This is a genomic window from Microvirga sp. RSM25, from assembly GCF_044784385.1.
Taxonomy (GTDB): Bacteria; Pseudomonadota; Alphaproteobacteria; order Rhizobiales; family Beijerinckiaceae; genus Microvirga; species Microvirga tunisiensis.
The window spans coordinates 2,082,131-2,095,475 of sequence record NZ_CP173039.1 but is presented as its reverse complement, the minus strand read 5'-3'; the positions used below and the strand labels follow the sequence as shown (position 1 = coordinate 2,095,475).

Annotated in this window: 9 protein-coding genes; 5 read left to right on the top strand and 4 right to left on the bottom strand. The window is 56.3% G+C overall.

All coding sequences use genetic code 11. The annotated features are described in order from the left end of the window. Window positions 1-689: 689 nt before the first annotated feature. Both ACD578_RS09830 and ACD578_RS09825 read left to right on the top strand, forming a co-directional pair. Window positions 690-1,715, top strand: a complete 1,026-nt coding sequence (locus tag ACD578_RS09830; RefSeq protein ID WP_404292653.1) for an O-methyltransferase — start codon at window positions 690-692, stop codon at window positions 1,713-1,715. 275 nt (window positions 1,716-1,990) lie between these two features. Beyond that, a complete protein-coding gene (locus tag ACD578_RS09825) occupies window positions 1,991-4,357 on the top strand; it encodes a GumC family protein (RefSeq protein ID WP_404292652.1) in 2,367 nt (788 codons plus the stop codon). A gap of 86 nt (window positions 4,358-4,443) precedes the next feature. Here the strand turns inward: ACD578_RS09825 and ACD578_RS09820 are convergent, their stop codons facing one another. Continuing rightward, a complete protein-coding gene (locus ACD578_RS09820) occupies window positions 4,444-5,682 on the bottom strand; it encodes a heparin lyase I family protein (protein ID WP_404292651.1) in 1,239 nt (412 codons plus the stop codon). Between the two features lie 854 nt (window positions 5,683-6,536). On the opposite strand from ACD578_RS09820, the gene ACD578_RS09815 reads away from it, so the two are divergent. After that, on the top strand, window positions 6,537-7,634 hold the full coding sequence (locus ACD578_RS09815; protein ID WP_404292649.1) for an AraC family transcriptional regulator: 1,098 nt from the start codon (window positions 6,537-6,539) through the stop codon (window positions 7,632-7,634). Here the strand turns inward: ACD578_RS09815 and ACD578_RS09810 are convergent. Continuing rightward, window positions 7,611-8,882 carry a glycosyltransferase gene (locus tag ACD578_RS09810; RefSeq protein ID WP_404292647.1) on the bottom strand — a complete coding sequence of 424 codons (1,272 nt, stop codon included), beginning with the start codon at window positions 8,880-8,882 and terminating at the stop codon, window positions 7,611-7,613. The genes ACD578_RS09815 and ACD578_RS09810 overlap by 24 nt on opposite strands. 303 nt (window positions 8,883-9,185) lie before the next feature. Beyond that, window positions 9,186-9,821 (bottom strand): heparin lyase I family protein, encoded by a 636-nt coding sequence (locus ACD578_RS09805; RefSeq protein ID WP_404292645.1) that lies wholly within the window; start codon window positions 9,819-9,821, stop codon window positions 9,186-9,188. Between the two features lie 825 nt (window positions 9,822-10,646). Here ACD578_RS09805 and ACD578_RS09800 point away from each other — a divergent pair. Further along, a complete protein-coding gene (locus tag ACD578_RS09800; protein WP_404292643.1) occupies window positions 10,647-11,918 on the top strand; it encodes a polysaccharide biosynthesis/export family protein in 1,272 nt (423 codons plus the stop codon). Window positions 11,919-12,097: 179 nt separating this feature from the next. Next, the gene (locus ACD578_RS09795) at window positions 12,098-12,496 is read left to right on the top strand and encodes a hypothetical protein (RefSeq protein ID WP_404292641.1); all 399 of its coding nucleotides are present in this window, start codon (window positions 12,098-12,100) and stop codon (window positions 12,494-12,496) included. Between the two features lie 26 nt (window positions 12,497-12,522). Here ACD578_RS09795 and ACD578_RS09790 read toward each other — a convergent pair whose 3' ends face one another. Continuing rightward, window positions 12,523-13,320, bottom strand: a complete 798-nt coding sequence (locus tag ACD578_RS09790; RefSeq protein ID WP_404292640.1) for a polysaccharide deacetylase family protein — start codon at window positions 13,318-13,320, stop codon at window positions 12,523-12,525. Window positions 13,321-13,345 lie beyond the last annotated feature (25 nt).

Sequence of the window (13,345 nt, the reverse complement as noted above, 5' to 3'; positions counted from 1 at the left end):
GGAAACCTGTCGATCGAGGGCAGGAACACTTGGCACATCCGGCGGCATCGCGCTCAGACCTGCTGGATGTGTCGCCTGGATCGATCCAGCGCCTCGCGCAGGCGCTCCAAGATTAAGAGGAACGCGCGACTTAAGACGCGAGTGTGCCTTTACAACACCGGGTCCGCCTTTACAACATCCGGCGTTGACGCAGGTTTCGGTTACCTTGAGTAAGGTCTCTCCGTTCGTGCGCGGCGATCTCCTGAACAACCTTGTCCGTAACGAGCTGGAGCTAGGCCTTGTCGGTGCGGGGTCGGTGCAGGAGAGGGCGGCAGCGTGGTATCGACCAAGCAGAGAGCCCTGAGGCGATGTCCTTCATGAACATCAGGTGAGCTGTGGCATTGGACCGGATATGGGGCGCGCGAAACGCGTCCCTTCCGATGGAGCTACCCCTGAAAGCACTCTAGCGCCATAGCGGCGCGCGACTAAACTGCCTCTATTGCGGGTGAAGCAGGCGACGACGAGGAGCCACCTCGCTCGGCGGCGGGGCAGCACCGTCCCACCCGCTCCACTTCTCCGACACACCCACGCAACGAGAGAGCGTCGGGTCTCCAGGCTCAAAAAATGCAGCGCTTAAGTCCTGCCTCAGCCGAGATCTCCTGACGCTGATGAAATCTTATTTAAAAGCTGTCAATTCGGGGACGCAGATAATGTTGAAGCAAACAGTCAAGGCGGTTCTGCCGAAATCGATCACGAACCAGTACTTTGAACTCAGAGGGAAGATCCGTCTGCAGAAAGTGCCCGTAAGGACTTTTGATGCGAGGAACTTGCGATCGTTTTCATCCGTCGATCTCTCCCGCGGCTTCTCGGACCCCGAAATCGCCAAGGCCTGGGACGAAGATCACAGGGCCATTTCCACTCTCTACCGAGAGGGGGAACTCAACATGGGCGTCAATCCCGGTGACCGACGCGCCATTTATTCCCTCGTAATGTCTTTACGTCCCCAAAGGGTGCTCGAGATCGGAACCCATATTGGAACATCCGCGATTTACATTGCGGCTGCGCTGAAGCGGCTGCAGCAGGGTGGAAAGCTGACAACCATAGACATTTTTGACGTCAATGATCCTAAGCAAGGGGCTTGGCAACGAGTGGGCCTTCCCACAGGTCCCACAGGATGCGCGAAAGATCTCGGCTTCGCCGAGCAGATCGAGTTTCGTCGAGGGTCGAGCCAGGATTATATGAAGGCGGCGCAGGAGCGTTACGATCTGATCTTCCTGGATGGCGATCATGATGCATGGGCCGTCTATGAGGAGCTTAGCCTAGCGCTGCCGCTTCTCCAAAGAGACGGCACCATTCTCCTCCACGATTTCTATCCTGACGGAAAACCCGTCCGATCAAATGGCTCTGCCATAGGCGGCCCCATTCCGTGCTCTCGCGAGAGTTCGGAAAGAGAAGCCAGCTATACAGGTTCTGCCTCTGGGCGCATTGCCGTGGCAGACACAGCGGGGAAGCAATACGACAACTTTGGCACTGGTATTGAAGGGGAGCTGAAGCTCGTCCTGAATCCGCCCGCGTCAATGCGCTTCGTCGATCGTCTGGCTGCTGCGCTGGAAAGCCGGTCCTCATTCCGAAACGGTCGATGGGACATTTGCTCGCATCCGGGTCACGCAATGCCGAAAATTCCGCAGAAGCTATCCAATCTGCGGATTACAAAGAGCTGTCCGGGTCTGGAATAAGTTGTCGGATATTTCGGGGTACTCCAGGACAGTCGTTACCTAACTATCGTTGTAGCTCCGAGTTGTGCAAACCTGATTATGGCATTGGTCCCAGCGATGGGGCAATGTAGGCCGACTTGCTTTCGAACGGGAGAACCGTTCTCGATGCCACTCTGCTGGACGAATACTTCATGGCTTTGGATCGCGAGGTATCGCCGTGCATTTCGGCAAAGGTCCCGAGCAACTAAAGGCATCGATCCGCTCAAATCTCATCATGATCAGGCAGGCCGACAGGCATGAAATATCAAGAGACTAATGTCATTCCTGATCTTGGCGCAACGACGTCCCCTCCAGGGCATGCGGCCGGCACGGACGGGCAATCCTATCAGACGCCGTTCGTGGTCGGGGGAGCGCGTCAGACTGCATTCAAGACATTTCAGCCGACAGTGGAGAAATTGGAGCCTGAAGGTGCTGGAAATGGCGCTCAGGAGATTCAATCTCACGGAGAGCATAGTTCCGCCGAGCGGCAAAAGCCCAAAGGCAATCTTGAAATCATCCGTAAGGTGCTTGGTGCTGTTCGTCGCCAGATTTGGCTCGTCGCCATACTGAGCGTTCTTTTATCTGTTCTGACCGTCGGTATCGTCCTGATGCTCCCGCCGCAGTTCACGGCAACAGCGCTTCTGGCTGTTGATGGGAGCGATGAGCGTACCCCAGGGCCTAGTGTTTCCGGATACACACTGAACGTCGATGGCGAAGTCGAAGTCATGCAGTCGATGAAAGTCGCACAGCAGGTGGTAAGGCGGCTTAATCTAACCGAGGATTCGAGGTTTGTAGAAAAGCCGTCCTCCTCGCCGTCGCCGACAGGCGGGATCTCGGATTATTTGAAAAAGTTCATGCCAGCGCCAGGCGATCCGTCCGTCAAGCAGACTGAAGCAACCACACCGGGTTCCACGCAGACAAAGGATACTTCTGCCGACGACGATCCGGCGGTTACCCGTGCGGCCGTGGCCTTGCAGAAGATTACAAACGTTCGCAGGCGCGGGCTGACGAGCGTGGTCGCGTTGGATATCACTATCAATGATCCCAAGGACGCCGCTCGGCTGGCGAATGCCTATGCCAACACCTATATCAGTGAGCAGATCAATGCCAAGCTCGGTGCAGCAGGGCATGCGGAAACTGCGCTTTCGCGGCGCGTTGCCGATCTCGGCGAGGAATTGCGCCGCTCGGAATCTCAGATCAAAGCCTTCGCACTTATGCAAGGATCGCAATCCAGCGATGATGCCCCTCGTCGTGGCATTGACCGGCTTCAGGCCAACATTGCGGCTGCTATTCGCGAGGCCGGCTCTCAGGCGGCAAAACTTAGAGACGCTGATAGTCTCCTTGCATCTGGAAACTATGCAGCTCTGGGAAAGCTGCTTGAGGCTCCTGATATCGTGCTTCTGGATGAGCAGCGTCGCTCGCTCGAGCAGCGGGTCCAACGTCCTAGCGAAGATGAAGCGGATCTATCGGGATTGCGGCAGCGTATCGACTTGACCAACTCCCAGCTGCGATCCATCAGCAGCAAGCACGTCGAAAACCTTCGGCGGCAATCGGAGGCAAGTGGCAGCCAGGTCTCCACCCTCCGACAAGAGCTGAAGCAGGTCGTGCAAGAGTCCGATCTCTCAACCGACAACTCCGTTCAGCTCTTCCGGCTTCAACAGGAGGCCGCAACGACGCGGCAGCTCTATCAGGAATATCTCGGTCGATTGAAAGCGGCAGCGCAGCAACGCAATACGGTCGCTCCGAGCGTGTATGTCGTGGCTGAGGCCGGAATTCCACCGAACAGGAGCTTTCCTCCACGGTCCCTGCTGGTTGTCATCGGAAGCCTCGCAGCCATCGCTCTTGCGGTCGGAGTTGGGTATGCGCGCGACAACTACCCGGAAAACATCAAGTTTGTCGATGAATTGGAGGCCGTCTCTCGCGCTCCAAACGTCGGAGCTATCCCAGACTCGAGACGGGCGAAGACGAAAGGGCTGCAGCCCGAGAATTTGATCTACGCGCGTCCCCTGTCGGACTATTCCGAAGCGATCCGGCGGCTGCGCATATCCCTGCAGCTGACCTTCAATCGAGGGGCGGGGTTCAAGTCGCTGCTTGTGACGTCAACACAACGGCGCGAGGGGCGGACGACCATTGCCCTGTCGCTGGCGAGGGACGCTGCGCGAGCAGGGCTCAAAGTTGTTCTTCTGGACTGCGATCTCCGCAACCCGAGCCTGCATTCCAAGATGGGGATCAACAACGATGAGGGTATAAGCGAGATGCTGCTCTCGCCGACACCGGTTGTGACGATGTCTGTGGTTCAGATGGATTCTCAGTCCTCATGCTTCCTCATCCCGAGTGGAGGACTCGGGGACTCCAGTCCTGACCAACCCCTGCAGTCGCCTCAGTTGGGTCGGGTCATCAAGGAACTCGAGGAAAGGTTTGACTTGGTCATTATCGACGCTCCGTCGATCGAAACCGCCGCCGATGCGCTTATCATTGCTCAGCACGTCGATGGAGTGTTGTTGATCGCTCGTTCGACATGGGCACGGCCCAGCAAGATCCGTGATGCAGTGCTCGATATCAACCGCACGAGAAGCGGGAACCTTGCCACCGCGCTGAATGTCGCCGCGAGGCCTGGCCTTTAAGGCGCGGCTGTTCCCTGGATCGCCGCCGATGAGCGGAATAAGAAAGCGGCCCTCGTCAACACGAGGGCCGCTTCGTCTTAGAACGATTAGAGGATGTAGAAGTCGGCTGCCGTCAGCTTGAGGTTCGTGTCAAGCTTCGCGAACTCGACCTGAGCCTTGGAGCCAGTCCCGTCCTTGTCGAAGTACAGGCTTCCGGTGTCCTTGTTGTAGATGAAGCGGTCGGACGAGTCGGTCGCCTTTGCGCCAATCTTGAACATGGATGACGCGAGCGAGCCCCAGCTGACGTCGCCGCCGGCGAATACCGCGTTCTCCACGTGGATCTTGTCCGTGCCGGGGAGGAAGTCGGTGATCTTGTCGACGTTGCTCTTCGGCGAGGTGTCGAACACGAAGACGTCATGGCCCGCGCCGCCGGTCAGAACGTCGTTGGCGCCCTTGCCGTTCAGGGTGTCGTTGCCGCCATACCCGTTGATCGTCTCGCTGGCCGAGGTGCCGTTCAGCGTGTTCGCGGCGTCGGTGCCATTGATCGCCCCAGGCGTCGGAGTCGGCGTGGGCGTAGGCGTAGGCGTAGGCGTAGGGGTCGGCGTCGGCGTCGGCGTCGGAGCAGGAGTTGGCGTCGAGCCCGAGTGAGCGGTGTCGCTGTGGCCAGCGGTTCCGTAGGTGAGGTCGAGGTCCTTGTAGTTGACGGCGAAGCTCTCGCCGCCGGACGGCGCCTTGCGGTAGACGCCCATCTCCCAATGCGACTCGGTGGCATTGGTGTAGCCGATCTTGCCGGTGTAGTTGGCGATCTTGGTGCCGTCGCGCCAGACATAGGCGTGGCCGTTGCTGCCGTTGGCATCGAGCTGGACGTCGATCTCCATGTCGTACCACTTGCCGCGCTGGATGTCGGAGCTGTCGAGGTAGACGGTCTTCTCGGTGGGCGAGCCCGAGGTGCCGTTCTTGATCACCACGGCCATCTTGTCGTTGCCCATGAACTTGATCTCGAAGGGCGGGGTGCCGCCGGTGAAGAGCTGGCCGGTGACGAGCCACTGGGCGGTGTTCTTGGCGCCCGGCTCGATCATCATCTTGTAGGTGGCATGGAAGTGGCTGCCGCTGCCCGACAGGGCGTGGTTGGACGTCTCGCCCATCTCCGAGCGCTCGACACCAACCGCATCCGTCCAATAGGAGGCGCTGAAACGGTCGCCCTGACGCACTTCGAAGCGGTAATTGCTGCCGTCGGACTTGAAGCTATGGGCTTCGTCGCCGGCGACACGCCAGTTATATCCATCCAAAGAGAACGCGTCGCTCTCATAGATGTCCGGCTTCCACGATGTGGCTGAATAAGACATTGGTTAAACCCCTACGTTACCTATCTGAATAGATAGGTTTTTTTGATGTATAATTATTTGGCCCGCCTCAGTGATGCAGGCAGTATTTTTTACAGGTGACTGAGATATTTACTGGAATGTCTGGGAAGACATAGGAAGACATGAGGCGGGTATGCACTATTCATAATTGTTCAAGTGCATGTAATCCGAATACACAGAGCGGGATTGGCCCGTCTTGTGATATGATGACAGTTCTTTGGCAATTCGTGCCAGTCTTCCGGATCGAACCGAGACTATGTCCAAAGCTTGGCATCACTTTGGGAATGATGTGGAGGACCGCCGCCGACAGTAAGGCATACGAGCCGCCAGCCCTGAATCGGCGAGCAGAGAATCGCCTGAGGTCGACTTACGAGATTCGGGGAGCGAGAGGCTGTTCGTCGTCTCTCATTTGACCACGGATACGAGATGAGGCGGATCTCTTCTGGCATTCGCATCGTCAGAGCACCCGGTCTTCAGCGCAACATGATCGGGCAAGTCGTTGCACCTGTGAGCGGAACTCCCGGAATTGAAGTTTGAGGCTGGCGTCAATTCCTATTGCACGTGTTCTAGGCGGAGCATCGCACCATTGGCTTTTTCTTCACCGATGCCGCAACGGAAGAAAAGCATTCATCTCGAACCGGCTCTTGATCGCTCCTCGAGCGAAAAGTTTTTCCCGCATTCGCACCTGATCGAGCCTCTTCGTTCACCCAACTGACACCAAGAAAAAGAGTGTAGTAGGCCTGATTGTTTTGTTGCTCCCGTCCAGTAGTGCGACGAACTATCTTGTCAGTATCGATCAAAAGAGCGAATATTTCCTACTGCTATAGGACCGACCAATGCCAGAGGGTCCGATAATTCATGCGGCACGAAAGGATATAGCTCAACTCCCAACCGCGTCCGGAGTGCTAACGAGGCTTGCCGCCGAGCGCGTCGTCCAAGCAGGAACCGACGTAATATCCCTGTTCAGAAAATCCGGCATCGCGGAAAATATCCTGAGCGAACCTGATGCCCGAGTGTCCGTTCGTAGTCAGATCGAATTCCTGCAGCTTGCCGCGGAGACTCTCGGAGACGATCTGCTCGGCTTCCACCTGGCCAGAGATTCCGACCTGAGAGAGGCAGGGCCTATCTTCCACGTCATGGCTTCGTCCGAGACGCTTGGCGATGCATTCGATCGTGCATCCCGGTATTGTTCCATCATCAATGAAGGAGTTCAGCTTCACCGGGGGCAAAGTGCCTTTACGATCGAATTCGAGTATGTCGGTATCCGAAGACTCCTGGATCGTCACCAAATAGAGTTCTGGATGACAGCCGGTCTTCGTTTGAGCCGTCTCTTCACGGGGCGCGAACTCATTCCCTTATATGTCGGTTTCCTCCACCAGCACGAAGGTGATGTGGCTGAAATGGAGCGCTACTTTGGATGCGCTTTGGATTTCGGAGCGGCTAAGGACTGCATTTCCTTCGAAGCACAGGAAGCGAGGCTTCCACTCATTTTTGCTGATCCGTACCTGAATAAGTTCCTTGTCGACTATTACGAAGATGCAATTTCAGGGCGACAAGTCAGGCGTCAGTCACTTCGCACACGTGTTGAAAATGCAATCACTCCCCGGTTGCCGCAGGGGACAATGACCATCAACAATATTGCGAGCGACCTAGGAATGAGTGTTCGTACGTTGTCTCGGCGGCTCGCCGACGAAGGTCAGACTTTCAGTACAATCCTGGAAGAACTTCGTTCTGACATGGCTAATCGATACCTGCAGAACAGCAGTCTATCCATTTCGCAAATCGCTTGGCTGCTGGGCTATTCTGAAGTGAGTTCGTTCGCTCATGCATTCCAGCGCTGGACGGGGAACTCGCCAACCTCTGTACGCAAGCAGATGGGCGACGGATCTTTCTCAGAGAGAGCGTCGCCGTCAAAACTTGGTATCAACCACTGATGCTTCGGCATTTCTGGTAACTTCCGGAGCTAGCTTTCGATAGCCGGCGCCAGCTGAAATCGCTTCAGAGATAAGCGAACGCAACTCGTTCATGCGCGCTTCTATTGAAAATTCCGTGATGATCCTCTTTCGAGCCGCCTCTCCCATGGCCTGCCGCTCAGATGGATTCTGCGCGAGCTGGATCATGGCCGAGGCGATGGCTTCGCTGTTTCGTTCATCCACGAGGAGTCCTGTCCCAGGCACGACAAGCTCTCTGATGCCGCCGTTCGGGGTCGAGACGACAGGAAGGCCTGCCGCCATGGCCTCCATGAGGAATACCGGAATGCCTTCCTTGTCTCCGTCTTTGGCCGTGACGCTCGGAAGAACTCCGAAATGGTAATTCCCTGACCGAATTCTCTCCAGGAGGGTCTCATGTCCGACTGACCCGTGCCACGTGATCAGATCGCCGATTCCGCTTTGATTGGCTTGGCGTCGAAGTTCAGTCTCGAGCGGTCCGTCTCCAAATGCATCGATATGGACTGCAACACCCCTTTGTTTCGCAAGAGCTACAGCTTCCAAAAGATAACCGTAGCCTTTCTTCTCGGCGAGACGGGCGCCAACGATACCCCGGAATGCGCCTTCCGGCGGGAGCGGTGCAGGCTGTTCCGGGATGTCCACTCCCATTCGCAAGATGATGGGGCGATGCTCATTGTGCTCGGCTTGCTCCGCCAGTTCGCTTGCCCCGCCTTCATCGATCGCACGAATAAACGATGCTGTTTCGAATTTAGTCGGGATCATGTTTCCCTGGGCAATGTCATATCTATGCGCCGTGATGCTGAACGGCACCTCGGCGACAGAAGCGGCAATGAATCCCATTGTTGCCGGAACAGCTATCCAATGAACATGAATGTGCTGGATATCCAGAAGTCGGACCTGGCGTCCCAGCCACAGGCCTTTGGGCCAAACTGCGAGGTTGCGCGGCAGCAGCCTAATACGGCTGCGCGTCAGCACTTTCCATAGAGTGCCAAGTGCCAGGTGGGGTGTTTTGACAAACTGGGCAACTGCGCCGGCGCATATGCTCGGACTTATCAGGAGTTTGTTCAACGTGCGGTCAAGAACGGTCTGTTCAATGCGATGTACCAGTCTGTGGCCATCGAGCGGACATACAAAAACATCCCATCCTGCCTGTATATGACTGTCGATTTCAGGAAGGATAAAGCCCTCATTGTCGCCATAAGGCGCCTCCCTTGTCACATAGAGAAGCTTCATGTTGTCGAGACCTCTTTGACGGAGCGGCTGTTGAGTTGCAAATGATTGCTCACAGGGGAGGCTTTGACACGTTCTTGGACAAATCCGGCCAAGTTCCTGGGCCTTCTTCTGCTGTCAAAATTCGTGAGGCAACGTCCAGTCATCCAAGTATGCCGGGTCTGCTCTAAGAATAAAATTCCCCCTTGGCGTGATCGGGCCCTGAAAAATGGGACATCGGAGGTAGTAAGGGCGGTTGTCAGTCAATCGGCTCGCTGGCCATTTGGCGCGCTTTGAGTTCGGCAGGGTACGGACGGCCAGAGTGTCTCAACGGGACGATTGTTCACTGCTAGCGGAAGGATTGACGGGGCTTTTATCGCTGTGGCCAGCGGTTCCGTAGGTGAGGTCGAGGTCCTTGTAGTTGACGGCGAAGCTCTCGCCGCCGGACGGCGCCTTGCGGTAGACGCCCATCTCCCAATGCGACTCGGTGGCGTTGGTGTAGCCGATCTTGCCGGTGTAGTTGGCGATCTTGGTGCCGTCGCGCCAGACATAGGCGTGGCCGTTGCTGCCGTTGGCATCGAGCTGGACGTCGATCTCCATGTCGTACCACTTGCCGCGCTGGATGTCGGAGCTGTCGAGGTAGACGGTCTTCTCGGTGGGCGAGCCCGAGGTGCCGTTCTTGATCACCACGGCCATCTTGTCGTTGCCCATGAACTTGATCTCGAAGGGCGGGGTGCCGCCGGTGAAGAGCTGGCCGGTGACGAGCCACTGGGCGGTGTTCTTGGCGCCCGGCTCGATCATCATCTTGTAGGTGGCATGGAAGTGGCTGCCGCTGCCCGACAGGGCGTGGTTGGACGTCTCGCCCATCTCCGAGCGCTCGACGCCAACCGCATCCGTCCAGGAAGGCGACCTGTACCGATCGCCTTGGCGCACTTCGAAGCGGAAGGTGTTATCGTCCAGCATTCGGAAATTGTGCGGGCTGGAGGCGGCAATTCGGTAGACTCTACCTCGATACTGAATGAGTTCGTGCTCGAGAATGGAAGCCGTCCATTGTAGAAACGGAAAAGAGAGGTTGGACGTCGCCATGGCTGCCAAAGCACGCGACTGATATCGGATGAGGATAAGGCCGAGAAGGCAGACAAACACTGTAGCGAAAGTTAAGATCGCTCCAAGTCGTCGTCTATCGATTCGCATCATAGCTTTGACCGATCCCTTGGGGTTTCCATGCGTTCAAACCTATTGGTCTCAACACGATCTGCCGTCCTTCAGGGGCTATGATCCTGTTCCCATCTGCCTTCGTGCGCCTTGCCGCACATAGAAAGGAGATCATACGCAATGCTCGTGCCAAGGTAACATTGGTCGAACGCGATCGAAACTGAGTCAAGCAATTTGTATTGGACTACAAAGCACCGGGGATCCGAGGTCGGGCACATCTTGGCCGATCAATCGAACTTACTCCAACCCGTCCGGAGGGTCGCACCGGAATTTAGCTCTAGGCTTCAAGAAACTTTGCCTCTTTATCAACTTAGTATTACCGCGCCAGTATAGTATGGGCCGAGGGTTTTATCTTCTATACACTTTGCTCTCCCGCCCCGGGAACGGTGCCGAGCGTGTCGAAGCAGTTGTCAATTTGCCAAGGCGCCGAACAGCTATGGTGACACATAACGCTGTGATATTCAGTGTTTGGGCGGGGCGATGTTGTCCGATGGTCCGGCCGAGTAATCCTCAACGAGACGAGGGCTCCCCCCGAACCCGAGTGGTGAATACAGATTTATCGGAGCCAACCTAATGCCGCTTCTTTTTCCATCAGTTCGCTCCAGCCTGCTGTCGTTTGCCCGATTGATTGCAATCTTTCCAGCTTTCTTGGTCGTTGAAGCGTCTGATGCGTGGGCGTCCTATGTCGTGGCACCCGGCGATGTCCTTGAGATATCGGTCGTGGGTTTGCCGGAACTTCGTCAGAGAGCGACCGTCAACATGGAAGGTCAAATACCTGTTCCTCTGGTCGGGCTGATGAACGTTGCGGGTTTCTCGCTGAGTGATCTTCAGGGCAAGTTGAGAAATGAGCTGACCAACAAGACGGTCCGCAGCAGGGCTCCCGATGGGAGCGAACGGGCCGTCTACATCTATCCCGAGGAAATAACCGTCACGATTGCGGAGCACCGGCCCATCTATATGAACGGAGACGTCGCAAAACCTGGCGAGCTCCCATACCGGACCAGGATAACGATCCGGCAGGCGATAGCCCTCGCGGGCGGGCTGGATGTCATGCGCTTCCGGTCCGGAGGAGATCCAAGGCTGCAGGAAGTCGATCTGCAGGCGGAGGGTCGTCTTCTACAGTCGGATTATCTTCGGCAGCAGGCGATCGTCTCCCGAATATCGGGAGAACTGAATGGAACGCCGAGCAAAGGGCAGAGCGACGCCGGTTCTGGAAGGCAGGACCCTACGAAAACGCAGCGGGCTCAGATGGAACAGCGCGATATTGCCCTGGATGACTACAAGAAGGAAGTTGCATCTCTTGGAAGGTCCATCGAGCAGACTCAGTCGCAGATTGCCACTCTGGGACGGCTGCGGGAAGAACTGTTGCAAACCTACCAGCAGCAAGCTGCTGAAGTTGCACGACTGAAGTCAAATTTAGAAAAGGGTCTGACCTCCATAGCGCGAATATCCGAGGAGCAGAGGGCACTTACCTTCGTGTCAGAAAGGCTGCTCCAAACGGAGGCGAACCTCACCATTGCCAGGAGAGGCGAGGAGGAACAGAAGCGACAGTTGCAGAGGGCCGACGATCAGCGTCGTTTGCGGCTGGTCCGCGAGCTGGAAGAGGCTGAGAACAGGCTCGGGGAGATCCGGACCAGAATTCAAGCCGCAGGAGACAAGCTCCTGTATGTTGGCTCAATGAAATCTCGTCTTCAGGAGAACTCGGCCGACAAACCGAACCTTGAGGTTTTCAGGAAAAATGGAAATACCTGGGATGGCTTCAATGCGGAGTTTGATACGGAGCTGATGCCTGGAGACGTCGTAGAGGTCATGCTGCCGCGGGAAGTGTTCAAGGCAACAGACTGATCGAATTCGGCCACGGTGCAGAAGCCATTCTCCTGACTGGAGGTCAGCTTTTTGGCAAGTTCACTTGTCCGCCAGGTAAGGCGTACGCGCGATATCGGGGGACAGGATTCCCCCGGTTGTTAACCCCACAATAGCGACTGCCGAAAGTGATATTATCCGGCAGCCGAGAGGAGTCTTCGGTGCTGATTGATCTTAAACAGCGCAGCCTGCGTGTGTGCGCATGGTTCTGCACGATATTGCTTGCCTACTTGTCATTGATCCCTGGCGATCTTCAAGTAAGAACCGGGGCGCCTACTCTGCTTGAGCATTTTGCTGCCTATTTCGGTACCGCCATGTTCTTCATGCTCGGATACCCTCGGAAGAGAGTTCTTATTACTGCATCGCTCATGGTGTACGCAGGTTTTCTTGAACTGGGCCAGCTTATCTCGCCCGGACGATTTGCAAGTATTGTCGATGCGACTGCAAGCATATCGGGAGTTGGAGCCGCAAGCGCTTTGGCATTCCTAATCTCGAGCATCCTTGGGGAGAGGCCGGATTTAGCAAAGCGTCAGTTGAAGGAACAGCCTGATCACTCGTGATGAATCGGATGAGATCAGAGTCTATGCTATAAACATCGATGATGATTGTTGAGAATTAACTTGCGAAGTTTTAAATAAGTCCTTCCGCCGGTGACCTTGAGGACCTTCTTTAGATTCCAAACAACAGCTTCTCGTAATAAAGCGAAACGGCGTCCCGATGCGATCGCAGCTACTCTTGAGATCGGGGTGTGCCGATGGACCGAAAATCGGCCATACACGTGTAACCCATTCACTGTCGTGACATGAGTGGACGGCTCGGATGTGAAGAGGTCTGTCAATCCCGACGCAGCGGCCGCAACCGCGACATTATGTGAGTAGTATCCGCCCGGAACCGATCCTGCTGTCACGGGCGTCTCGAGGATATCCGACAATATCTCCCGGCTTCGCTGCCATTCATCCAAGAGCTTCTGTGGCGGACATGCAGACATTCGAGCGGGATGACTGCAGGAATGTGTGCCGATGATATGCCCCCGGTGGGCCAGATCGCGGACCTGTGCGGCGGTCATGAAGCCGTGTCGGCCGATATAGTCGGTCACGATAAAGAAATGACCGCGCCAACCTTGCTGCTCAAGAGCATCGGCAATCACGTCGGCTGCGCTTACGCCACCGTCATCGAACGTGATCAGCAAGGCTTCGGTTTCATTCGCGTCCGAGGCGCGGAACTCCGGCAACAGTATCGGAGATACCGAGGTGGCCGCGATAGCACCGAGATGGCGGGTAAACTCGTCCTTGGGAAGTTTGTAATGCGCAGGACCACCGCCCGGGAAACCGCTCGTATCGAAGTCTGCCTCGACCACATCGTGATACGTCAGCACGCGCGGCATGACGACTGTTCCCTCCGATCCTGTC